Annotated in this window: 20 protein-coding genes; 2 read left to right on the forward strand and 18 right to left on the reverse strand. The window is 58.3% G+C overall.

Going from position 1 to position 22,968, the window contains the following annotated elements; translation table 11 throughout:
- The 5 genes from FE782_RS25680 to FE782_RS25700 form a co-directional block, all read right to left on the reverse strand.
- Nucleotides 1–215 (reverse strand): MFS transporter (locus FE782_RS25680; protein WP_138197229.1); only part of this gene is annotated, 215 nt, incomplete at its 3' end.
- A gap of 16 nt (nt 216–231) precedes the next feature.
- Nucleotides 232–906, reverse strand: a complete 675-nt coding sequence (locus FE782_RS25685; protein WP_138197230.1) for a hypothetical protein — start codon at nt 904–906, stop codon at nt 232–234.
- 23 nt (nt 907–929) lie between these two features.
- Nucleotides 930–1,604: a polymer-forming cytoskeletal protein gene (locus FE782_RS25690; protein WP_158299551.1), complete on the reverse strand. Its 675-nt coding sequence runs from the start codon at nt 1,602–1,604 to the stop codon at nt 930–932.
- Nucleotides 1,601–2,239 (reverse strand): YhbD family protein, encoded by a 639-nt coding sequence (locus FE782_RS25695; protein WP_138197232.1) that lies wholly within the window; start codon nt 2,237–2,239, stop codon nt 1,601–1,603. Before FE782_RS25695 ends, FE782_RS25690 begins: the two co-directional genes overlap by 4 nt.
- A 154-nt stretch (nt 2,240–2,393) precedes the next feature.
- Nucleotides 2,394–5,594 carry an OmpL47-type beta-barrel domain-containing protein gene (locus FE782_RS25700; RefSeq protein WP_138197233.1) on the reverse strand — a complete coding sequence of 1,067 codons (3,201 nt, stop codon included), beginning with the start codon at nt 5,592–5,594 and terminating at the stop codon, nt 2,394–2,396.
- A gap of 211 nt (nt 5,595–5,805) precedes the next feature.
- Here FE782_RS25700 and FE782_RS25705 point away from each other — a divergent pair, with 211 nt between their 5' ends.
- Nucleotides 5,806–7,188: an extracellular solute-binding protein gene (locus tag FE782_RS25705; protein ID WP_138197234.1), complete on the forward strand. Its 1,383-nt coding sequence runs from the start codon at nt 5,806–5,808 to the stop codon at nt 7,186–7,188.
- Between the two features lie 68 nt (nt 7,189–7,256).
- Here FE782_RS25705 and FE782_RS25710 read toward each other — a convergent pair whose 3' ends face one another.
- From FE782_RS25710 to FE782_RS25755, 10 genes are all read right to left on the reverse strand, one after another.
- Nucleotides 7,257–8,759 carry an ABC transporter substrate-binding protein gene (locus FE782_RS25710; protein ID WP_138197235.1) on the reverse strand — a complete coding sequence of 501 codons (1,503 nt, stop codon included), beginning with the start codon at nt 8,757–8,759 and terminating at the stop codon, nt 7,257–7,259.
- Nucleotides 8,760–8,765: 6 nt separating this feature from the next.
- Entirely contained in the window at nt 8,766–9,527 is a 762-nt protein-coding gene (locus FE782_RS25715) for a response regulator transcription factor (RefSeq protein WP_138197236.1), read from the reverse strand.
- Nucleotides 9,528–9,530: 3 nt separating this feature from the next.
- Nucleotides 9,531–11,261, reverse strand: a complete 1,731-nt coding sequence (locus FE782_RS25720; protein WP_238392664.1) for a sensor histidine kinase — start codon at nt 11,259–11,261, stop codon at nt 9,531–9,533.
- A gap of 146 nt (nt 11,262–11,407) precedes the next feature.
- Nucleotides 11,408–12,910, reverse strand: a complete 1,503-nt coding sequence (locus tag FE782_RS25725; protein WP_138197237.1) for an ABC transporter substrate-binding protein — start codon at nt 12,908–12,910, stop codon at nt 11,408–11,410.
- Nucleotides 12,911–12,996: 86 nt separating this feature from the next.
- Nucleotides 12,997–13,926 (reverse strand): carbohydrate ABC transporter permease, encoded by a 930-nt coding sequence (locus FE782_RS25730; protein WP_138197238.1) that lies wholly within the window; start codon nt 13,924–13,926, stop codon nt 12,997–12,999.
- Between the two features lie 15 nt (nt 13,927–13,941).
- Nucleotides 13,942–14,886: an ABC transporter permease gene (locus FE782_RS25735; protein ID WP_138197239.1), complete on the reverse strand. Its 945-nt coding sequence runs from the start codon at nt 14,884–14,886 to the stop codon at nt 13,942–13,944.
- Between the two features lie 347 nt (nt 14,887–15,233).
- On the reverse strand, nt 15,234–15,782 hold the full coding sequence (locus FE782_RS25740; protein ID WP_138197240.1) for a DUF1697 domain-containing protein: 549 nt from the start codon (nt 15,780–15,782) through the stop codon (nt 15,234–15,236).
- A 126-nt stretch (nt 15,783–15,908) separates the two neighbouring features.
- Nucleotides 15,909–16,880, reverse strand: a complete 972-nt coding sequence (locus tag FE782_RS25745; protein WP_138197241.1) for an ABC transporter permease — start codon at nt 16,878–16,880, stop codon at nt 15,909–15,911.
- Nucleotides 16,877–18,367 carry a sugar ABC transporter ATP-binding protein gene (locus FE782_RS25750; protein ID WP_138197341.1) on the reverse strand — a complete coding sequence of 497 codons (1,491 nt, stop codon included), beginning with the start codon at nt 18,365–18,367 and terminating at the stop codon, nt 16,877–16,879. Before FE782_RS25750 ends, FE782_RS25745 begins: the two co-directional genes overlap by 4 nt.
- A gap of 122 nt (nt 18,368–18,489) precedes the next feature.
- Nucleotides 18,490–19,593 (reverse strand): sugar ABC transporter substrate-binding protein, encoded by a 1,104-nt coding sequence (locus FE782_RS25755; RefSeq protein ID WP_138197242.1) that lies wholly within the window; start codon nt 19,591–19,593, stop codon nt 18,490–18,492.
- Nucleotides 19,594–19,748: 155 nt separating this feature from the next.
- On the opposite strand from FE782_RS25755, the gene FE782_RS25760 reads away from it, so the two are divergent.
- Nucleotides 19,749–19,934, forward strand: coding sequence for a DUF2524 domain-containing protein (locus tag FE782_RS25760; protein WP_138197243.1), 186 nt, complete (start codon nt 19,749–19,751; stop codon nt 19,932–19,934).
- 52 nt (nt 19,935–19,986) lie between these two features.
- Here the strand turns inward: FE782_RS25760 and FE782_RS25765 are convergent, their stop codons facing one another.
- The 3 genes from FE782_RS25765 to FE782_RS25775 form a co-directional block, all read right to left on the reverse strand.
- Nucleotides 19,987–21,162, reverse strand: a complete 1,176-nt coding sequence (locus FE782_RS25765; RefSeq protein WP_138197244.1) for an NAD(P)/FAD-dependent oxidoreductase — start codon at nt 21,160–21,162, stop codon at nt 19,987–19,989.
- Nucleotides 21,163–21,176: 14 nt separating this feature from the next.
- Nucleotides 21,177–21,611, reverse strand: coding sequence for a DUF1641 domain-containing protein (locus FE782_RS25770; protein ID WP_138197245.1), 435 nt, complete (start codon nt 21,609–21,611; stop codon nt 21,177–21,179).
- 221 nt (nt 21,612–21,832) lie between these two features.
- Complete coding sequence (locus FE782_RS25775; RefSeq protein WP_138197246.1) at nt 21,833–22,945, reverse strand: GerAB/ArcD/ProY family transporter; 1,113 nt, start codon at nt 22,943–22,945, stop codon at nt 21,833–21,835.
- Between the last annotated feature and the right edge of the window lie 23 nt (nt 22,946–22,968).

Genomic DNA, 22,968 nt, shown 5'->3' on the forward strand with positions numbered 1-22,968 from the left:
CCGTAGATGTCCGACAGCTTGCCGAAGATCGGCGTGGCGATGACGGTCGCGATCATGTAAGCGGAGAACACCCAGACGTAATACTCGTACCCGCCGAGCTCCGTCATGATCGTCGGCATCGCCGTGGAGACGATCGTCTGATCCAACGCGCCGACGAAGATGCCGAGCAACAGCCCCGCGACGACCCAATTGAGTTTCGTTTGCTTATGATTCATGGTACACCTCTAGTCGTTATTGTTCCTTCCGGGCTTCCCCGACTTCCGCGGACTTGTGCCGCCGAAGCGACTCGCTGTATTCCGCCCGGCCGATCCGGCAGCCGGGCCCGAGCTCGATCCGCTTGCCCCGGACGACGTCCGCCCGCGTATGCTCGAGGTAGACGTCGTCTCCCTCGATCGTCTGCGCGACGAGCTCCGGCGCGTCGCTCCCCGTAAACCAGGTCTTCAGCGCGCGGAAGCCGCGCCGCCGCACGCTGATGACGCCGCCGCCGATGTCTTGCGCTCGGCTAGGACCGTACAGGCGAATATCCGCCTGCCCCGCGTTCAAGAGACCTCCGATGTCGAAGGCGCCTCTCGCGTTCAGTCGGTCGGTCTCGAGATCGCCTTCCGTCGACACTTCTCCCCGGACGACCATCGTCCGGGCGCGAATGCCGCCGCTCGCTTCGATCCTTCCGGTCAACCGGAGATCGTCTGCCGTCAGCGCGCCTACCAACACCGCCTCGCCGAGCAGCCGAAGCCGCTTCGCGGACAATCCGCCCTCGACGCTGCACGTACCGGTACAGGCGAATCGCTCGCACCGCATCTCCCCTTGGATGATCGCTTCGCCCGTAATGCGGACGGAGCCGAAGTCTCCGCCCGAAGCGGTACCCACTCCCGTAATTTTGACGTTTCCTCTCTCCGTTGCCGTCATCCGCGTTCCTCCTTCGCCGCCCGTCACGGCCGCTGCGTCTTCGCGCCGACCGTTGCGTCCGGATGGACGAACAGCTCGGTCCGGTATTCGACTTCGCCGATCCGGCAGCCCGGCCCGATCGAAACGCGGTCGCCGCGTACGATGTCCGCCGTCGTCTCGCATAAGTCGATGTCGTTCCCTTCGATCGTTCGCGCCTGCAGCTGCGGCTCGAACAACGGGATGATCCATGCCAGAAGCCGGCTCCAGTCGCTCCGACTCGATCGCTTCACGACGATGCGGTCGCAGCCGATGTCCGCGGCGCGGCACCTGCCTTGCAGCCGAATATCGACGACGCCCGCGTTCAGCAGTCCATCGACCGTGAACCCGCCGTCCGCGTCGAACGATTCCGCCTCGACGTCCCCGCGCACGGACGCGTATCCGCTCAACGCGACGCTCTCGCCGCGAAGCCGCCCTTGCAGCGTCGCTTGCCCTTCGATCCCGACGCGAGCCGCGTCGATGCCGCCCGCGCCGGTCAGCTTCCCGCTCACGTCGAAGCTCTCTTCGCAGCGAATGTCGCCGTTCACCGTGCCCATTCCGTTCAGCGCGAACGACTGGCACGTCACCGCTCCCTTCACCGTCCCCGTCCCTTCGATGGACACATGGCGGTAGCTGCCGCCCGAGGCCGTTCCCATCCCGACGATCTTCAGGTCCCCCGTCATCGCGCCTTTCCTCCCATCAGCTTCAGATGCAATTCTTCGATGCATGCCGCCACGCCGAGCCGCGCGGCCAGCTTCGCGCCGGGCTCCGCGCTCAGCGCGGCGTCCGCCGGCGCCAAGACGACGAGAGGAACGCCCATCTTCCGGAACAGAACGAGATCGCATCTTCCGTCTTCGTACGACGAGAGATGCGCGCGCAGCGTCTCCAACGCGACACCGCCTTCGTCCAGGCTGGCCTCGCCCGTTCGCATCAGCTTATCGACGACGAACAATCGCAGCAGCCGGTCGAAATCGAACGCCGGCTCCGCCGACTCTTCCGCGAAACGGTCCAACACGAAAGATGAAACAATGTTTCGTTCCATGACCTCTTCTTTCGTCACCGATACGTCCGAGAGCCGCGGCGTCAGCTGCCCCGCCAGCTCGTCGAGCGCGAAGTCGTCCTTCATATGGACGATCTTCTCGATTCTAGGCAGGATCAGCTTTCTCGGGAAAAACGTCTCCTGACCCGTAAACGTCGACTTTCGAATGAACCATTCCTCGGGAATGAGGTTTTTCCGCTTCCATCGATACAATTGACCGTATGAGATACCCGTCTCTTCGAGCAGCTCCTTCTTCGATATCAATTCCGTTTCGTCCACGACGACCACCTCTTGATGAGGATTGTAACATAACACTGTTACGTTGTAAATGAGTTTGATGCCTTCTTCGTTCCGCTTCCCGCAAGAAAAACCCCGATGCTCTCCATAGGTAGAGAACACCGGGGTTGCCTAGTCGACGCCTGTTCCTTTCCGCTTACTCCTGATTCCGAAGCGCTTCCGCGTCGCGAAGCAGCGCATCCGCCGCCTCGGGATCAATCTGTTTCCCGCTAAGCGCCTGCGCTTCCATGATGAGCGCTTGCCAACTGCCCGCATGCGCTTTCGCCCGCAAGCTTTCGGCGATTCCGGCGTTTTCGATCCGGCCGCCGGCCAGGAACCTGTCGATCAGCTCCAGCAACGACTCGAGGCTTGCCGCCGTGTAGAAGACGACTTGCTCTTGCTTCGTATTGCCCGCGATGTCGCTCGCGGTCACGGTTACCGTATGCGCCCCGAGCGGGAGCGCGTACAGCGGAACGACATCGCCGGTCTGAATCGGCGCTCCGTTCAAGCTCGCGGAGACGGATGCCGGCTCTACGCCCGATACGGAATCCGAGACGGCGACTGCGACCGTAATCTCGCCCGACGTTTCATACACCGCTTCCGGCGCGATGTTGAAGGCTATGTTCGGAGCGGCGGCATCCACCCGGAGGTCCAGACGCTTCGCCGCTTCCCGATTGCCCTTCGCGTCGACGGACCGGTAAAGCATCGTATAGAGCCCGTCTTGCTCGAACGATACCGGAGCGGTATACGCGCTCCATGTCGACCCGGAATCCATGCTGTACACCGTTTCCGTCACGCCGGATCGCTCGTCGGAGGCTTGCAGCGTCACCGTCGCCGGACCCCGATACCATCCGTTCGCCCCGTCGGGCTCGGCGGGATCGACGGCGGCCGACGTGACCGGCGGCTCGCCGTCCAAGCCGGGCGGCGTGTATTTCCACAATTCCGAACTGTCCGAGAAGTAGAAGCTTCCGAATGCGTCGCGATTCAAATAATTGCCCTTGCTCCCGTCCAACAAGACATACTCGTTCGTCTCCGGCTTCACCATGAAGAACTGGCCGCGCGACGTGCCGTAGAGGTTCCCGTCCTCGCCCGGATGCAGGAACGCCCATGCCCAAGTGGTCGACGAGCCGTATCTGCGCAGCTTCGCGGCCCGATAATCGAACCGGTTCGTCTCCGGATTAAATTTGAATAGATAATCTTCCGCGACCCCCCAGACGTTCCCGTCCGGTCCGACCGTCAGCCCCGTCACGCCCTTCCGGCCCGTCGCGGGGATCGTCTCGTACACCTTCCGTTTCGTTGCCGGATCGAATACGAACAGCTTCGCGTTCGTCTCCGTCGGACCGCTCGTGCCGAGCCCCCCGTACACGGTCGTACCCGCATAGAGGAGTCCGTCCTTGAAGGTCAAAGAGATAATGCTTTGGTTCGGCACGATATTTTCGTATACGTTCAACTCGCCCGTAGCGAAGTCGTACGTCGCAAGCGCCCCCTGCAGCGACGTCGTATTCGGAACGGTGCCGACCGCCAGTCGGTCGGTCGCCGGATCGTACGCCATCGCGAACGGACGGTCCTGTCCGTGCCCCCGCAAGTTGAACAGCTCCCGCGGATTCGTCTTGGAAAACGGCAATGCCGGATCGTACTCCAGAATCCGCGCGCCCGCGTAAGCGCCGAGAATCAACTTATCGCCCCGCACAACCGACGATTCGATCTGCCCGAGCGGATTCGACTCCGATACTTCCCCGGTCGCCGGATCGTAGGAAGCGAAACCCGACATGTAGCCGGCGATGTACATTTTATTGTTAGGCCCCGCATGGATGCTTTGAATCAGGATCGGAGAACCGCCGTAGTTCGCCGGAGCGACCTCGGCATGCCCGGTCTCGAGATTGTAATAGATCACGTGGCCGTAAGAGCCCATGCCGACGAAAGTGAGTCCCGGCCAGTCCGGACTGCCGAGATCGATGAATTCGCCGTCTTGGAAATTCGTCGTGGACTCGAATTCTTTAATCAGCGTAGAGGATCGCGTCGCGGAATCGTACGCATACAGCTGTCCGCCCAGCGTAAACAACGCCCGTCCCGGTTGCCCCGGGATCGGAGCCACCTGCCCCGAATGAATGTCCATGCCGTTCGGATCGTAGTAATCGATCGTATCGTCGGGCTTCACGACAAGCAGGTCGCCGTTCGAAAATTTCACGAACAGCCGGTCCTCGTCGAAATCCATGCCGTAAGGGAACGCGTACGTATCTCCGCCCCCCGGAATTAACCCGCCGAGAATTTCCTTCCGCGTCCCGTCGGAGCTGTATTTATAAATCCGGCTCAACGTGCCGCCCGCGCCGGCGTACAGCACATCCCGTTCGGCATCGTAGGCCAGCGACCGGACATAGCGCTGCCCCTCTTCCACGACGCCGAGGTCGACGATGTCCTCCGTCGCCGGATCGAATACATAGAGCTTGCCGCTCGGGTAGGTGCCGGCGTACATTTTCCCGTTCGGTCCGGCCGCCATGGAAAATACGTGGGTTTCCGTCCCGAACCGCCCTAAATTTTCGAACCCCAGCGTCCCCGGCGTATACCGGTACAGCCTGCCGTCGTAATGCGTCCCGATGTATACGCGGCCGTCCGTGGCCGCCTTCACGCCCCAAGCCGACTCTACGCCGGGCAGCGGGTACGTGCGCAGCACGTCCCGGGTTAATGCGTCCACGACCGCGAATACCGTCGGTACGTCGTCGCGTCCCTTAAATACGGAGTAGATGACATGCTTTCCGTCCTCGAAGCCGATGTCGGAATCCGCATTGATGATGCCCTGTACGACGCCGCCGATCCGCTCGAACGTACCGATCTCCATCTCCTCGAGCGCCACGGCGTCCGCATATCCACGGCCGATCCCCGCGCCGGAGGAATAAATCAGGATCCTCGCGTAGGCCGCGGTCGTCGGGGCGGCGGCGGAAGCGCCGTGCTTCTTCCACTCCCCGCCCGTCGTCTCCAGCCACGCCGACGCTTCTCCGACCCGAACGCCGCTCGCGTTGTAGTACAGCAAGTACAGCCCCACGACGCCGCGCTCGACGTTCATCATGGCCGAGGCGGAATAGTTCGTCCCCGGCGTCACCGGAATCGGTTCGGATTCCAACCCTAGCGCCCGAACGACGTTCGAATCGTCCAACAGCAAGCTTTGCGCGCCTTCGAAACGGTGCGCCGAGGAGACCTCGTAAAACATGTCGCCGAAACCTTTGCCGTACGTCTGCTCCCAGCCGGGAACCGATCCTGCGGAAGCGGGCTCCTCGAATCCGGCGTTTCGGATCGTAAGAGACGAGGCCTCCTCCGCTCCGGCGGCAGGAACGAGTGAAGCGCTCACAACGAGTGCGGTCAATGCGCCGACCAACCTTCGAAATGGGGAACGAATCGCAATCCTCTCCTTTTCGTTATTGATTTACATCTGACTCACTTCCCATTGTATGGGCGACCCCATTGGCTGTCAATATTTAGCAAGCCTAATAATAACGCTCTACCTTCTCTCTTGATTCCTGCCTATCACTTCGGTATGCTTGTCTCCGAAATCCCTTTCAAGGACGGTGGCACGAATGAGCTCCACGCACAGCCGCAAGACGTTCCGCATTCGGCTGGAACATATGATCGGCGCCTTGCGCGGCGACATCATGACCGGAAAGCTTCAACCGGGGGAATTCCTTCCTTCCGAACGAGAGTTGGTCTCCCGATACCACCTAAGCAATAAACTCGTTCGCGTGGGGTTGGAGCAGTTGGTATCCGAAGGCTTGATCGTCAAGCTTCCGCGCGTGGGCAATCAGGTAGCGGACACGGCCCTGGATCGTAAGGCTACCGTCCGTTTCGGATATCATCGCACCTTGGAGCAAGAAGCCGACATGAACCGCTTGCTCGAACTTTTCCATGCCGCCCACCCGTCCGTCTACGTTCATCCCATTCCGTTGTCGTTTCCAAACTATCACGAAACCGTGGGGAACTATTTGGAGTCCGGCCTGCTCGATGCCGTCACCGTCAATGTGCATAATTTCGAACAAATCAAGGCGAGCGGCGGACTTTCCCTGCTTAGCGTTCAACAGCCGAATCCTTCCGCGTACCCGTCTTTGGAACGAGCGTTCACGCACGAGGAAGCGTTATATGTTCGGCCGCTGCTGTTCTCGCCGCTGATCCTTTGCTACAACCCGTTACATTTTCAGGAAAAGGGCATTCCGCTCCCCTTCCGGCCGAACGGCTGGGACGACTTAATGCGCGACGCTTCCCTTCTCTCCGTAGAAGATGAAAGATTCGGATTTTACAGCTTCCTGCTGTCGAACAATCGGTGGCCGATCTTTTTGCTGCAGAACGGCGCGAAACTCTCGAGTGACCGCGAACGCGCGGAGGAATTCGTCGACCGGGTCGTCGAAGGGATTTCGTATTGGGGAGATATTATCTACAATCACCGCGCGTTCCCGACCTATTTATCCGGAAAAGACACGGACGCGGAGGAATTGTTCGCGCAGGGCAAAGTGTCGATCATTCTGACGACCTATTTCGCGCTGAACGCGCTGCGGGAATCCGGCACCCCCTTCGACATCGCGCCCTTGCCCTCCTTCGGGGGAGGGAACGATTCGCTGCTGATGACCGTCGGCATCGCGGTGAACCGGAAATCGGAAGTCCGGCATGCGGCGCAAGCGTTGGCCGACTTCCTGAGCTCCGAGCAAGCGCAGCGGCATATTCGGGAGAGCACCCTAAGCATTCCCGCCGCGACCGAAGCCGCGGAAGCGGCGGAACCGGGACCGTCGTACCGCCCGGCGCATTACCGCCTCTTCCGCGATCTGCTGCCCCGCTCCCGGCCCTTCACCGAGATCGGCATGACGGCAGGGGAGATGGACCTTGTCCTCAAGGAGGCTCGGTTGTTCTGGTCGCGTCTTCAGACGAAGGATTCGATGCGCAAGCGGATTCATGAAATTCTTAGCAATGAGTAAGAAAAACCGTCCGGAGATATCGCCGGACGGTCCTATTTCATTCGAGCGTATGCATCCACCCGATGCGGTTACGGATGGGCGGCTCGCCAAACATCCAGTTGCCTTTGCACTTCGGCGCGGATCTCGTCCAGACCCGCCTGGTTCAGCTCCTCGTTAAATTTGGACAGCACCGCGTCCACGTCCACGCTGCCGGTCATCAGGCTCGGATAATACTTCTCCCAAACCATTCTTACGTTGTTAACCTGAACGGACAGGTCGGACAAGTCCGGCGTGAACCCGAGCAGCTTGGATTTGACGTACTCGGCGTTCGCCGCTCGATACCGATCCCATTTATCCAGCGGATCCGGATATTCTCCGCCGATCGTCTTGAGAATAAACCAATTCCCCTGCGTGTACTGAACCCCTTCATAGCCGACCGGCGCGACCGGACCGGCGCTGTTTCCGGAAGATTTCGGCAGCACTTGCCCGTTTTCGTCCAGCGTGTAGTGCACGCCTTCGATGCCGTAATTAAACAAATTGCGGATTTCCGGGTCCGTGTTGAGTAGATTCAAAAACTTTACGCTTTCCTCGGGGTGCGCCGATTTGGCGTTCACCGCCATGACCCCGCCGCGGACGGATTCCGTCGTGATCAGAGGCGGCGATACGGGATAGGCGACAACCTTGTAGCCGCGATCCTTGCTCCAGCTATTTTCCGAAAGCGGACCGCCCCCCGCGGGTTTCCAGAATACCCGTTCTCCCCGTTTGAGATTTTGGCCCTCCCGCAGGGCTGCGTCCTCATTAATGTAGCCCTTTAAATAATAGCTGCGGAGCGTATCCAGTACTTGCCTTGCTTCCTCGGTCTCGAATATGTTGACTACCGGCGCGCCGGGATCTAGTGAGCGCACCATAAGCGGCAGCGGTTTGTCCACCACATATTCGTAGCCGTACAAGGCGAAGAAGTTCTGGGAGTCCTTATCCAGCTCCATAGGCTGATAGGAGGGTTCCTTTTCCTTGATCATCTCGAGCAGCGGCTCTAGAGACTCCAAAGTATCGTACTTCGCGATGTCGATGTCGTACTTGTCGACGAGCTCCTCCGGATACATCCATTGCATCCGAACCGCGAGCTCCTTGTTCGTCGGCACGCCGTAGATGCCGCCGTCTTCCATGCGCACGCCCTGCCATAATAAGGGGTCGACCGCGTCGTACATCTCCTTGCCGACGTCGGATAGATAGTCGTCCAGCTTCAGCCAGGCTCCCTTCTGAGCGTAGCTCGAGTAATCCGTGGCGAAGGCGATGTCGAAGGGCGTGCCCGTCGAGATCAACGTATTGATCCGGTCGGCGTATTCATGCCATCCGACCTTAATGTAGGTAACGGTGACCCCGATCTTAGGGGCCATCGCTTCGTTGATTTTTTCGTTTACGAGCTTCAGGTCCGGGTCCGGATTGCCGATCGTATAGTAAATGAGATTCACGGTGTCGTTATGGCCGAGCGGATTCTCGTCCGCGCCCGATAACGAGGAACAACCGGACAGCGCCAGCGCCGAAAGCAGAGCGGTCTTTACGAACAGACAACGGATACGTCGATGTCGCATACTGCGCTATTCCCTTCTCCGCAGATCTGAAGGCGATTTGTTAAAGTAAGCCTGGAAATGCGTATAAAAGTAGTTCAGATTGGCATACCCGACGGATAAGGCGATCGTCGAAATTTTCTCGTCCGTGGTCTGAATCCGGTCTCGCGCGCGGAGCATCCGGTACACCATGAGGTACTCCGAAAATTTCATCTGCGTTTCTTTCAGAAACAGCTGCCCGAGATACGTCCCGTTCATGCGGAACCGGTTCGCCACCGTCTTGAGATTGAGATTTTGATCGTATTCCGCTTTCACCATCAGCAGAATGCGGTTAGTCAGCTTAGACAGACTGTCGTAACGCATGCCCAGTACGGGGTCTACGTTGCGGTCGTCCGGATGCGCGTCCTCCAGCGTACCGTTCAAATCTTCGACGATGATTCGCTCGACCAGCGTTTGAAGCTTGCCGCGCTCGACCGGCTTGAGCAAATAATCCTTGACCCCGCAATGAAGGGCCTCCAGGGCGTATTCGAACTCGCTGTAGCCGCTCATCATAATATAGGCAGCCGGAAGCCGAAGCTCGTTAAGCTTGCGAATCGCGGTATACCCGCGCTCCTTGCCGATGCAAACGTCGAAGATCGCCAAATCCGGCTCGAATTCCACGGCTTTCGCGATCGCGCCTTCGCAGGTTTCGCTGGTTTCTATTTGTCCGAAGCCGAGCTTCTCCCAATCCAGCGTTCGCTTGATTCCATCCAAAATTTGCGGCTCGTCATCCACGATCAGAAGCTTGTACATGCGTTACGCCTCCTTCGCTAAAGTCACCGTTATTTTGACGCCGGCCTCCTCGTTATTTTCAATCCGCATACTAAAGCTGTTCCCATAGAAAAAACGCAGCCGTGTATACACGTTGTGCAAACCGATACCTTCCGTCGCGGAGTCTTCGGTGCGGGACAGGTTACGGCGGATTTCGACCAGTCGTTCTTCCGAGATCATGGCCCCGTTGTCAACGATTTCCAGCACGTACGAATCCGCATTCTCCATCCCGTTCACGACAAGCAAATTGAACTCGTGGTCCGGATTGAAGCCGTGAACGAAGAAATTCTCCGCAAGCGGCTGGATCCAGAACTTGACGGTAGGCAGAGACAGCAGCGCCTCGTCCACGTTAATTTGAGAATAAAACCGGTCCGGATATTTAAATTCCATGATTTTCAAATATTTCTGCAGCAAAGAAAGCTCGCTGCCCAGCGGAATAATATTTTCGTTCTTTACGATTTCGCGGTACAAAGAGCCCAGTGTCGCAATCGCTTCGGCCGTATCGGCCGCGCGGCCCGACAGTGCGAAGGAACGGATAATTTCCAGCGTATTATACAGAAAGTGGGGATTGATTTGGTGTTGAAGCGCCTTCATTTCGGTTTCTTGCTGCTTCAGCTTCAGCAAATATTCCGTTTGGATATGTTTGTTCAGCTGAAGCGTCATATCGTCGAGCTCCATCGCGATCATGCCGTATTCGTTTTTCCGGTAGCGCGCCGGACTGACCGGCGTGAAATTAGCGGATTTTACGCGTTCGATCGATTGGATGATCCGTCGCAGGAAGCCTGCGTCCTCGCGCAGATTGTAGGCGATCTGCAGGAGTATGCTGATCATGGCCGCCAGAATGACCGAGAACACGATAAGCAGCATGCCGGCGTTCTGACGAATGAGCATGGAGATGTCTACGATGCTGACGAATTGATAATCGAACGCATTAGACGGATGGGTCAAGAAAACCATGCGGCCCAGCTTCCCTGTTTGTATCATGCCCCGGCTGCGCTCGTTCGCCGCGGCCTTGCGGAACAATTCCTCGGTGACGCGGCCTTCCCCGTTCGCGAGGTAGACGTCTCCGGCTTTGCTGACGGCGGCGGATTCGACCCACGGATGGGACTGAACGGCTGTAAACAACGCATCGCTGCTCACCAGAAACCGAAATTCGCCGAGCTGGCGCGAGATTTGGTTCGGGTCCAGCAGCCGCTTGCGGATGACGAACCCTCTTTGAATCGACTCTCGGAAGATTTCATCCGTGTCCGGCAGGTTAAACGCGAAGCTCGTGCCTCCGTTGCTGTCGAAGCGCACGACGTTGCCCTGTCCCGCGGTATGAAGGCTTACCTGCACAATGTCGCCTTGACCGCTGTTGCCGAGAAACGCTTTCATATCTTCCGGAAACGAAACCATGGGCTGATCGTAGCTGCTGTTCCGGAGTCTGCCCGTTAAATAACCCTCCGCGCTGTTGCCGAGAAAGAAACGAACGTCGGCCACGAGACCGCTGTTGGAGTAGACCCTCGTCAGATACGCTTCGATCCGCTTGGCGTCGTTCTGAAGCGCGCTTTCCACCCGGGCGAAGGAGCCCGCGGCCGAATTCCGCGCATTCTCGAGCCACTGATCCAGCAATAGGAAGGTGGTCAATGCGCTTAAACCAAGACCCATGAATAACACAAAAACCGTATAAGCAATGAATTTGCCGCGATAGATTTTGATTTGGAAGAAGGAAAACATGCGGCTCTCCTTTGCGGTCGGATTTTGTCGAAACCCATAGTTAACCTTATACCATATCCTTCGGATGAATCAATACGACCTGAAACCCGAACGGCTATGGCGGCGCCGTTCGGGCTCTTTATTATCGGCAACGACTCGGATCAAGGTTAAAAATACGCGTTGATCTGGTCTTGCGCGGCCTGCATGATCTTGTCCATGCCGGCTTTCTTCAACTCTTCTACGATTTGCGGCACGACCTTCTCCGGATCGGATGCGCCCGTGATCAGCTCATAGCTATATTTGTTCCATACCGCCTTCACATTGGCGACTTCCGTGCCGAGTTCGCTGATATCCAGCGCGAAACCGAGGATGGAGGAGGAATACGCGGCTTCGTTCAGCTTGCGAACCTGCTCCCACTGATCTTCGGGCGCGCCCTTCGTTACGGCCATGTTGAAGAATGTGCCTTGCGTGTAGGCGGCCAACGGCCACGAATCGGTTTTCCGTTCGACGACATTGTCGCTCACATAATCGAAGTCGACGCCTTCTTCGCCGTAAGCGAGCATATTGCGCAGCTTCGAATCGGTGTTCACCAATTCCAAATACTTCAGTGCCTCTTCCTTGTACTTCGAGTTGGCGGAGATCGCGTTCATGGAGCCTTGGATCGTGCTGGTCGTATAGATCGGCCCCAAAATTTGAACCATGTCGTATTTCTCGATGCCCGCGGAAATCTGCCAGTTCACTTCCGCGCCGGGGAACGCCTGCGCGGCGAAGAACGGACGATAAGGATCGGCTTCGATCTTGGTCGGCGCGTCCGGGTTGATGATCCCGTCCTTATACCATTGATGCAGAAGCTTCAGCTTTTCCATCATCTCCGGCTGCTCCAGAACGGAGACGACCGTGCGGGAGGCGTCGTCGGTCTTGACGCCGATCGGCTGGAAGCCGAGCGTCATATCGTCGTAGTCGTTAAAGAATCCGTTGATTCCTTCCCCCTGCGTCAAGGACAACGGGTAAAAGCTCTTGCCTTCGCCGGCCTTGATATCGCGGAACGGCTTGTCCAAATCCTGCAGCGTCTTGATGCCGCCGAGATCGATATTGTACTTTTGCACGAGCGCGTCGTCGAACACCCAGTACTGGGTCAAGGACGAATCCTTGTACGTCGGCACGGCGTAGGTTTTGCCGCCGATCTTCGTTCCGTCCCACACCATTTGCGGGATATAGTCGTACAGGTCCGGCGTCGTGCTTCGCACGAGGTCGGTAATGTCCGCGAAAGCGCCCATGTTGACCTGCTGGCTGTATTTTCCGTTATTCGTAAACATAATGTCGAACGGTTCGCCGGAGTTCACGATCGTATTGATCTTGGTGTCCCATTCGCCCCAGCCGGCAACGCGCAGATCGATTTTCACGCCGATCTTTTCGGCCGTATACTCGTTTATTTTCTCGATCGCCTTATCGTAGTTGGCCGGCACTTGTCCGCCGATCGTCCACCAGACAAGCGTAGGCACCTCGCCGGCATTCGAGGCGGGTGCGCTCGATTCCGAGGATGCGGCCGGCGAGCCGCTTGCCGCGTTATTGTTGTTGTCCGCGGAGCAGCCGGCCAAGCCGACGATCGCAAGTGCGGACGCCCCGATGAGAAGAGGGGTTTTCACTCTCGTATTCATGCTAGCTTTCATTTCTGTAATTCCTCCCTTTTTTTGGTTACGCCGCCGAGCCTGCGCGGCAATTATGATAAACCTGACAAATCCAGGTTTATTTCGGGTTACCCCTTGACGGCGCCTATCGTCAAGCCGGAGATAAAGTATTGCTGGAAGAACGGGTAGGCCAAGGCGACAGGCAATACGATCATGATCGCTACCGCCATGCGGGCGGATTCCTTAGGCATAGTCGCGACGAGCTGCGCGTAGCTTACGCCCATCGTAGAAGCGTTCCTCGCCAACGCATCGACATTGCTCATCAGGCTGTTCAGCAGCGCTTGCAGCGAATACAGGTTTTGGTTATCGATATACAGCATCGATTGAAACCAATCGTTCCAGTACGAGAAGCAGAGGAACAGTCCGATCGTCGCCAAGACGGGCAGCGATATCGGCAGCACCATCATGAAGAAAATGCGGAACTGTCCGGCGCCGTCGATCTCGGCCGATTCGATGAGTCCGTCCGGAATGGTCGATTTGAAGAACGTTCTGCAAATAATGACGTTGAAGGAGGACACGGCCAAGGGCAGAATGAGCGCCCAGATCGTATCTTTCAGTCCGAGCAGCGATGAATTGATGTAATAGCTGGAAACCAGACCGCCGTTGAAAATCATCGGGATGAATACGACCCAGGTTAGCAGCCCGTTCAGCTTGAACTTCGGACGAGACAGCGCATAGCCCATCGAAGTGGTGAGCAGTACGCCGATGAACGTCCCCAATACCGTAACGAGTACGGAGACGCCAAGCGCCTTCATAATCATCGAGCCCTGCTTCACGATATAGTTGTAGGCGTCTCCGGAGAGAACCGTCGGCAGAATCTTATATCCGGTTTCTCGAATGGAAGCCTCGCTGGACAGCGAAATGGACAGCACCACCACTACGGGAATCAAGCACAGCAATGCCAAAATAATAAAGATCAGGTGAAAAATAACGTTCGTCCCTTTACCGATTCGGTTGAACTTCTCGAGACCGGACTCGTAACCGGTTTGCCTTGACATCTTCCTGCCTCCTCTCTAAATCATCGCGCTTTCTCGATCGACTTTCCGTACGACCCAGTTCGCGGTCAGAATCATCGCGCAGCCCAGCACGGATTGCAAGAAGGCGGAGGCGGACGCCATGCCGACCGTCGCGGTTTTGAGCTGCTTGTACACGAGCACGTCAATCGTCGTGGACACGTTGTAGAGAGAGTTGGAATCCCGCGGCACTTGGAAGAACAAGCCGAAATCCGTGGAGAAAATATGGCCGACCGACAGGATGAACATCAGCACGATAACGAATTTCATAAGGGGCAGCGTAATATATCGGGTCTGCTGCCACTTGCTCGCGCCGTCGATGACCGCCGCTTCGTAATACGTCGAATCCATGCTCGTGATCGTCGCCAGGTAGACGACCATGCTGTACCCGAGCCCCTTCCACATATTCATGAAAACAAGGAAGTAAGGCCAGTACGACGCTTCCATATACCAATTTTTCGGATCTTGGCCGAGACTGCTCAGAATTTGATTGACAATGCCCTTGTCGAAGCTTAGGAACGCCCAGACCACCGCCGAAACGACAACCCAGGACAGGAAGTACGGCAGGAACATCATCGTTTGATAGACCTTGGCCGCCTTGCGGCTGTGCAGCTGTCCGACCATCAACGCAAGCGTGACAGGAAGGACGATCCCCAAAATAATAAAGATAATGTTGTACCCGACGGTGTTGCGGATGACGATCCAGGCGTCGTTCGACTTGAACAGAAATTCGAAGTTTTTGAAGCCGATCCAAGCGCTGTTTACGACGTTGTCGATGAAGCCTCCGTGAATCTTGAAATCTTTGAAAGCGATAATGACGCCGAACATCGGCAAGAAACTAAACAGAAGGTACCAGACGGTGGTCGGAAGGGCGAGCAGCGTCAGCTCGGTGTCATGCTTGCGCCAACGCGTTCGCGTTCTTTTGCGGGTGACTTTTGCGTCCATATCATCTTCCTTTCTTGTTGTAATGGCCGGGGAGCGGGCTTCGCCGGTATGCCCTCGATCGATCCGCCTATAGTAGCGCTTTCATTTTGACGACTACTGGTGTCGCTCAAGTACAGACCGTAGAGGCCAGACGATGATTAGTTGTAATTTTAAGTTAGTAGCCTAGTTAATCCTAGACAAAAAACATGAGACTATAGTCAAAAAACTTTAGGTCTCGGCATTGTTTTACCAATGTCGACCCGATCGCTTCATGATCCGGAAAACAGGAAAAGCACCGCCGACATCCTTCGGATGTCAACGATGCTTTCTTAGCGATACTATGTCGTGCGGCAGCTCCGAAACTCCCCCTACTCCCGCGACATCTTCAACAGCTTGTCCATCGTGTTCCAGTTCCGCGTCGTCACCCCGGCGCCGCCCAGCTTCATCATCCGATTGCCTAGGGGCGACTCCGACACGTTCGTCTCGAAGCGGAAGTACACTTCCCGTCCCGCGGCCGTAAACTCATCGTTCGACGCGGCTTCCCCCGGTCCGGCCCGCAGCGCGGCTTCCGCCCGCTCCGGCGGAATCGCCTCGTTCAGCAGCGCCAGCATGATCCGCTTGCCCTCGTCCGGCGAAGCGGGCTCGTACGGACAGTCGGCCATGATCCGCTCCAGTTCGTCGAACGAACGGACGACGACCGAGATCGTCTTCCCCAGCATCCGTTCGAGCGTCGCGCCGACGATCGCGCCCACCGTCTCTCCCGTTCCGTCCGACTCGCACAAAATATTGCCGCTTTGGATATACGTGCGCGCCTTGCGCAGCCCGCCCGCCTCCAGCGCCTCCCGCAGCTCCGCCATCTTCACGACGTTGTTGCCGCCGACGTTAATGCCTCTTAATAACGCGATATATCCTGTCATCGTTCCGCCTCCTCGTTCTGCTTCCCGTTATTCGAATGAAATCACGGTTCGCCCGGCCTGTCAACGTCTTCCAACCAAGCGAAAAGGGCCGCCCCGAACTTGTTCGGAACGACCCTTTGCCGAACGTTAATGCGTACGCTTGTAATACGTGATCGCGAGGGCGACCGCGAGCACGGAGCCCTTGACGATATCCATCGCATAATACGGCACGGACAGCATGATGAGGCCGTTGGACAGAATGCCGATCAGCACCGCGCCGGCGAACGTGCCGAACGCGTTCGGCTTGCCCGCGCCGAAGACGGAGTAGCCGATGAAGGCGGCCGCGACCGCGTCCATCAAATACGGCGCGCCCGCGTTCACCTCGGCGTTCATGACCCGGGCGCCGAGCACGATGCCGCCGACGCCGGCGAACAGCGCCGATATCAAGTAGGCGGCCAGGCGGTACTTGCCGACCGCGATGCCCGACAGCTTGGCCGCTTCGGGGTTTCCGCCGATCATGTACATGTAGCGGCCGTGCTTCGTGTACGTCAGGAACAGATGCACCGCCAGCACGACGATCAGCATAATGATAATGATCCACGGCACTTTGCCGATCGCTCCGAACGCGTCCGGAATTTCGCCGGTCGCGTAATCGCCGCTCGGCAATATCATGTTCTCGGAGATCGTCGCCCCGCGCGTATACGTGAGCGCGATGCCCTGGAAGACGAACATCGTCGCGAGCGTCATCAGCATGTCCTGGATCTTAAAGTTGATGACCAGGAACGCGTTCACGAGTCCGACGACGAGACAGAAGACGATCGCGACCGCGATCCCGATCCCCGTGCTTTGCCCGTACCAGACGAACATCGAGATGACGATCGCGTTCGCGAGCGACGCCGTCGAGCCGATCGACAAGTCGAAGCCGCCGACCGCGAGCGACACGGTGAGGCCGATCGCGATGATCGTCACGATCGAGATCGACCGCAGGATCGTCACGATGTTCGCGCCGTTCAGGAAGTTGTCCGTCGACGCGCCGAAGACGGCGATCAGCAGCAGGATCGTAATCAAGGTCCCGTATTTATAGAGAAAATCGAAAAATTTATGCCCGACGGCGTTCATCGCTTCAAGCCTCCCGTACTGTACAGCAGCAGTTCTTCCTCGTTCGCGCTGCGCGTCTCCAGTTCTTTCGCGACGGCGCCGTCGTACATGACGTACGTTCGGTCCGTCAGTCCTAAGATTTCCGATATTTCGCTGGATGCATACAAGACGCACTTGCCCCGGCGCGCCAGCTCGGCGATTAATTCATAGATGTCCCGCTTCGCGCCGACGTCGACGCCCTTGGTCGGCTCGTCGAATAGATAGACGTCGGCGTCCGCCAGCAGCCACTTGCCGATCGCCACCTTCTGCTGGTTGCCGCCGGATAAGTTCTTCACCCGCGCCGACTCGTTCGGCGTCTTGATGCCGAGCGACTCGACGAGGCCGCGGGCGGCGTCCCGCAGCTTGCCGGCGGCGATCCACGGCCCGGCGGTCGTGAACCGCCCGAGCGTCGCGGCCGTCAAGTTCGCGGCCACCGACTCGTCCACGAAGACGCCTTCGCGCCGGCGCTCCTCGGGCACGAGGGCGACGCCGGCGCGCACCGCGTCGTGCGGCGAGCGGATGCGAAGCCGCCGCCCGTCGAGCGTCACGTCGCCGGACGACGTCGGCGACGCCCCGAACAGCGCGCGGCACAGCTCCGTCTTGCCCGCGCCGACGAGACCCGCGACGCCGACGATTTCGCCCGCGCGAATATACAGGTCGACGCCTCTGACCTTGTCGCCGTCCCGGACGCCCTTCGCTTCGAAGCGCACCTCGCCGCTAGATCGCTGGATCGTCGGGAACTGCCCGCCCAGCTTGGCGCCCAGCATCTGCTCGATGACTTGCTGCTGCGTAACGTTCCGCAGCTCGTCCCGCGCGACGAGGCGCCCGTCCCGCATGATCGTGATGTCCTCGCAAATCTCATATAGCTCCGGCAGCCGGTGCGAGATGAAGATGACGCCGACCCCGTCCGCCTTCAGCTGCCGGACGAGCGCGAACAGCCGGTCCGTCTCGCTGCTGCTGAGCGGCGCCGTCGGCTCGTCGAGCACGAGGAAGCGGCACTCCCGGGACACCGCTCTCGCGATGAGCGTCATCTGCTTCTCGGCGAGCGTCAACTCCTGCACCAGCTTCTTGGTCGACAGCGTCAAGCCCAGCCGCTCGAGAATCGACTGCGCCGACCGATGAACGCCGGCCCAGTCGACGAACTGCTTGCCTCGCATCTCGTGCACGAGGCTTTCGAGCATAATATTTTCGCCGACCGTCAAGTTCGGTATGAGCGCCGTATCGACCTCTTGATAGACGATCTGGATGCCGCGATCCTTCGCGTCCTTCGGCGAGCGGATGCGGACGGCCTCGCCGTCGATCCGAATGTCGCCGGTGTAATGATCGTAGGCGCCGGACAGCACCTTCATCAACGTGGACTTCCCTGCGCCGTTCGCTCCGATGAGCGCGTGGGCTCGCCCGGCCTCGGCCCGGAAGTCGACGTCCGACAGCGCCTGCACGCCGGGGAAGGCGATCGAAATCCGGCTCATCTCTAGCACGCTAGTCTTCGATTCTCCCAACAAACCCACCTACCGTCCGAACAGGATAGGGCGCCCTTATCCGAAGGACAAGGGCGCCGCATAAGACAATCTATTATAACATGGAACTTTCGTTAGTTGGCGTTCGCTTCTTTTAGCGATTTCATCCAATCTTCTTCGAACGCGTCCGTCGTGCCCCAGCCCGGAATAATATCGGCGAGCGTCACCATGTTGACCGCTTCGGACGACTTGTTCAGCGTCGCTTGGTCGATCAACGCCGCTTCGAGGTTGTACGTCGGAGGCGTCTCTTCGCCGGCGAGCTTCTTCGCGAGCAGGCGCACGTTGACCGCGCCGATCATCTTCGGATCGACCGCCGCCGTAGCGACCCACGGGCTGTTCTCTTCCTGCATGATTTGCAGATCGGCGTTCGAGACGTCGATGCCGTAAATCTTGATTTCCGTCCGGCCCGCCTCGATCAAGGCGCGCGCCGCGCCGATCGCGAACGCGTCCCACGTCGCGAAGATGGCGTCGATCTCGCCCTTCGGATATTTGGACAGCATCGCCGCGACCGCGTTCTGCGTGTCGACCGACGTATTCTCGTTCGCCACGCCGAACCGCTCCAGTTCCTTGATGTTCGGGTACTTCGCGAGCGTCGCTTGATATACCGCGTTGCGGCGCACCATCGGCGGGAAGCCGTCGACCCACAGGTAGACGATCTTCGCGTCTTCGCCCTGCTCCTTCACGAGCTGGTCGAGCGCGTATTGCGCAAGCGCCTCGTCGTCCTGCGACGTCAGCGTCACGCCTTCGACCGCGGACAAGTCGCCGGTGGAGTCGAACGCCACGACCGGGATGCCCTTCTCCGTCAGCTTCTTCACCGCGTCGACCGTCGCCGGGTCGTCGCCGTGCGAGACGACGACGCCGTCGTAATCGCCGTTCGCCGCTTGGTCGAGCGCGTCGAGGAACTTCGCCGTATCGCCGTTCGCCGAGAACGTGTCTACGCTGAAGCCGAGCGATTCGCCTTCTTGCTTCGCGCCGGCGAGGAATTGCGCCGTATGATCGTCGCCGCCGATCTTGCGGATGACGTTCAGTTTAATATCGCCCTTCTCGGCGAGCGCCGCCGGAAGATTGTCCACGTCGAGGTTGCCGCCGGTCTGCGCCGCTTGTCCGCAGCCCGAGAGCGCGATGGCCGCAGCCAGCGTGATGCCCGTTATGTAACGAAGCTTCTTGTTGATGCTCATCTCTAGTTCTACCCCCATGCATTTAATTACAAGTAATCCTATCGGATTTAAATCGAAACGTCAATAGTTTTATAGGATTAACGATTTCGCACGAATAACCGCCGCCCTCTTCACGAACAATAGCTTTGTCACAATAACCGCGGGGAGGATTCGCCATGCTGGATCAATTGGAAAGCAATTACGACTGCTCGAACGCCGACGACGACTTGCCCAAGCTGCTGCAGGAGCTCGAGGAGTGGAGGTCGAAGTCCGGAAACGACGCCTCCAAGGAGACGATCGATACGATCAACCGGCTGGAAAATCAAATCCACTTCATCCGGAACAAGTGCGGCATCCGGTAATGAAAAGAGCGCCTTTCGGCGCTCTTTCGTCGTCGTACGCGCGAACGCGGAATCAATAAGCGAGCGCGAACAGTCCTTCGATATGCGACAAGTACCGCGCGTTGCTCGCCTTCTTCATCAGCGAAGCGGGCGCGCCCTTGAGCTCGATCCCGTTCTCCCCGACGGAGCCGATGCCGTCCTTGCGGCCGAGGCTCGCCAGCGTACCGGAGAACACCGGGCTGAACGTCTGCAGACTGCCGCCGTTATACGTTGCCGCGATGTTCGCGCCGACGAGCTCGCCCATCTGCCAAGCCAATTGCGCCGTCGGCGGGTACGGACGTCCTTCCGGTCCGAAGACGACCGCGCAGTCGCCCGCGAGGAACACGTCCGGATGCGACACCGACTGCAGGTACTCGTTCACGGACGCGCGGCCGCGATTCACTTCGATGCCGCAATTCGCAACGAGCGCGTGCCCTTGCACGCCGCCGGTCCATACCAACGTGGAGGTTTCGATCGTACGGCCATCCTTCAGCGTTACGACGCCGCCGTTCACTTCGGTGATCGGCAGGCTCGTGAGGAACTGCACGCCGCGCTGCTCGAGGCTCGTCACCGCGCGCTGGATCAGCTCCGGCGAGAACATCGGCAGAATCGTCGGCATCGCTTCGACCAAATACAACGACACGTCGTTGAAGTCTACGCCCGCCTCGCGGCAGTAACCCGGGAGCTCGTCCGCGAGCTCGCCTACGAGCTCTACGCCGGTGAGACCGCCGCCGCCGATGACGAACGTCGCGTCCGCTTTGTTCTTCGAGACGCGGTACGCGCGAAGCTTCTCCTTCACGTGCGCGAAGATGCGGTTCGCCTCTGCCGCCGACTTCAGCGTCAGGCTGTTCTCCTGGAGGCCCGGGATGCCGAAGTAGTTCGTCTCGCTGCCGAGCGCGAGCACGAGCGTATCGTAATCGTAGGAGGAGCCGTCCGCGAGCGATACTTTCTTGCCGGCCGGGTCGACCGCCTGCACGGAGCCGATCTTCACGTCGATCGCCTTGCCCTTGAATAGCTTGCTAAGCGGCAGCGCGACGGCTTTCTCGGACACGTTGCCCGCGGCCAAACGGTGAAGCTCGGTAATGATTTGGTGAGAATCGTATTTATTGATGACCGTAATTTGCGCTTCGCTCGCGGACAGATGCTTCCGCGCGGACAGCGCGCTTAATAAGCCGCCGTATCCGGCGCCGAGAATGACGATTTTTTTCATCGGTTGCGTCCCCCTTAAGACTGCTGTTTTCGTTCGCCGAGAATGTCCAAGTACGCTTGGCCGAAGCGAAGCATCCGCTGCAGCTCCGGATCCTTCAGCATCTTCAACATGCCGAACAAGCCGATCGTCGTCTCGTCCGTCTCCGCGCGGTCGTTCGCCTCGATCGCCGCCGAAGCGAAATATTTCGCTTTCTCTTCGATCGGCTTGAGCACCTCTTGGAGGCCGCCGATCGTATCTTGAATGAGCACGCGGTCGGTAACGACCTTCTGCGCCAAATCGTACGTCTTCGTCAGAAGCGCCGTCATCTCCGCCAGCTTCGGCAGGTTGTCGACCAGCGTCGTCAACGCTTCCTGCACTTCCGGCTTCAACAGCTGCTCGAGCACGTCAGGTCTCAGCGCGGACTCTTGCGTCACTACGGCCGGCTGCTTGTTCGCTACGCTTGCTTCCATTCTTCTCCCACTCCTTGTTGTGTCGGAACTGCCGGAATACATTGTGAAAATCTTCACATAATAAGAAGTTCTCGTCCGACGTTCCTATGAATGATGTCCTTGTGAATAGTTTATTACATTACAGACCGGTCTGCATTATAAATGTGAAATTAATCACATAAATAATATTTATAGGGGTGACAACCTTTTCGAACCGCATAAAAATTCCCAACGGCCGCCGTTTACGAAGCCTTCGTGGCTTTCCTCATCCTTTTCCACCAGACGATCAGAAACAACAGCGGGATGTACCCGGATACGATCCAGAACCCCACGTTCGAATATAAGTTCGCGAACCAGTCTATCGATTGCCGGTCGCGGATCCAAAACGCCAGCGCCAAATACCCGCCGAGGAACAACGGCAAAGAGACGCGGCGCTTGATCGGCAGCAGCTGTCCCGTTCCCCGGCAAGCCGCCCACAAGCAGATGGACACATTGACGAGCGCCTTCAGCAGCCATACGGAGACGACGAGATACTCCAATCGCTGCATGATCGGCACCTCGATCATCATCACGATATTCAGCGTCGGCCAGATGATATGATGGAGCTGACCTTCCGAATAATACATCAGCGTGACCAGCATGACGAAAACATAGATGATCGTAGCGGCGCCGACGGCGGCATGCGTCCAGCGCTGCGATTCCGCCGGACGCTTAACGAACGGGTATAAGAATAGCATCGTCTCGAACCCGAGGTACGGGAAGGTCATCGTTCGAGCGGAACGAAGAATGTCGGCGATCGAATGCGTCCCTATGGGCAGCAGATTCGCCGGGTGGATATACTTGAATGCGAACACGAACAGCGGAACGGTCAGCGCGTAAGGTATCGCCGTTCCCCAAAAGCCCATTCCGGTTACCGTCCGCAGACCGCCGGACACCGTGTAATACACGAGCAGCAACAAGACAACGGCAAGCGGATAAATATTGATTCTCGGGAACAACCACACCTGGATGACTTCCAAGAAGATCCTGAAGACGACGAACCCGCCGAGGACGAAATAAACAACGAATGCCGCGTTCGCCGCGGTTCCGATCCATCGGCCGAAGTGGACCTTGTTCATTTGCACGACGTCCGCCGGCGACTCCGACGCATTCAATGCGGAATGCATCATCCACACGATCGCATGAACGCCCATTCCTACAAGGAGTACGGAGATCCATGCGTCATACCCCGCCGGCTTCAGGATCTCTTTCTGGAACTTTAAGACGCCGACGCCGACGATGCTGCAATGGATGAGGAAAAAAACGAACAACGGAGAAATCAGGCGATTCTCCCCGATCCGGCGACTCCCGTTCATGGCTGCCCCCTCCCGTTCCGCCG

The organism is Paenibacillus antri (assembly GCF_005765165.1).
GTDB classification, from domain to species: Bacteria; Bacillota; Bacilli; order Paenibacillales; family YIM-B00363; genus Paenibacillus_AE; species Paenibacillus_AE antri.

Bases quoted from the DNA above. Each gene is read 5' to 3' on its own strand.
- FE782_RS25685 (WP_138197230.1), bottom strand. From the start codon at position 906: ATGACGGCAACGGAGAGAGGAAACGTCAAAATTACGGGAGTGGGTACC.
- FE782_RS25690 (WP_158299551.1), bottom strand. From the start codon at position 1,604: ATGACGGGGGACCTGAAGATCGTCGGGATGGGAACGGCCTCGGGCGGC.
- FE782_RS25705 (WP_138197234.1), top strand. From the start codon at position 5,806: ATGAGCTCCACGCACAGCCGCAAGACGTTCCGCATTCGGCTGGAACAT.
- FE782_RS25710 (WP_138197235.1), bottom strand. From the start codon at position 8,759: ATGCGACATCGACGTATCCGTTGTCTGTTCGTAAAGACCGCTCTGCTT.
- FE782_RS25715 (WP_138197236.1), bottom strand. From the start codon at position 9,527: ATGTACAAGCTTCTGATCGTGGATGACGAGCCGCAAATTTTGGATGGA.
- FE782_RS25720 (WP_238392664.1), bottom strand. From the start codon at position 11,261: ATGTTTTCCTTCTTCCAAATCAAAATCTATCGCGGCAAATTCATTGCT.
- FE782_RS25725 (WP_138197237.1), bottom strand. From the start codon at position 12,910: ATGAAAGCTAGCATGAATACGAGAGTGAAAACCCCTCTTCTCATCGGG.
- FE782_RS25730 (WP_138197238.1), bottom strand. From the start codon at position 13,926: ATGTCAAGGCAAACCGGTTACGAGTCCGGTCTCGAGAAGTTCAACCGA.
- FE782_RS25735 (WP_138197239.1), bottom strand. From the start codon at position 14,886: ATGGACGCAAAAGTCACCCGCAAAAGAACGCGAACGCGTTGGCGCAAG.
- FE782_RS25740 (WP_138197240.1), bottom strand. From the start codon at position 15,782: ATGACAGGATATATCGCGTTATTAAGAGGCATTAACGTCGGCGGCAAC.
- FE782_RS25745 (WP_138197241.1), bottom strand. From the start codon at position 16,880: ATGAACGCCGTCGGGCATAAATTTTTCGATTTTCTCTATAAATACGGG.
- FE782_RS25750 (WP_138197341.1), bottom strand. From the start codon at position 18,367: ATGAGCCGGATTTCGATCGCCTTCCCCGGCGTGCAGGCGCTGTCGGAC.
- FE782_RS25755 (WP_138197242.1), bottom strand. From the start codon at position 19,593: ATGAGCATCAACAAGAAGCTTCGTTACATAACGGGCATCACGCTGGCT.
- FE782_RS25760 (WP_138197243.1), top strand. From the start codon at position 19,749: ATGCTGGATCAATTGGAAAGCAATTACGACTGCTCGAACGCCGACGAC.
- FE782_RS25765 (WP_138197244.1), bottom strand. From the start codon at position 21,162: ATGAAAAAAATCGTCATTCTCGGCGCCGGATACGGCGGCTTATTAAGC.
- FE782_RS25770 (WP_138197245.1), bottom strand. From the start codon at position 21,611: ATGGAAGCAAGCGTAGCGAACAAGCAGCCGGCCGTAGTGACGCAAGAG.
- FE782_RS25775 (WP_138197246.1), bottom strand. From the start codon at position 22,945: ATGAACGGGAGTCGCCGGATCGGGGAGAATCGCCTGATTTCTCCGTTG.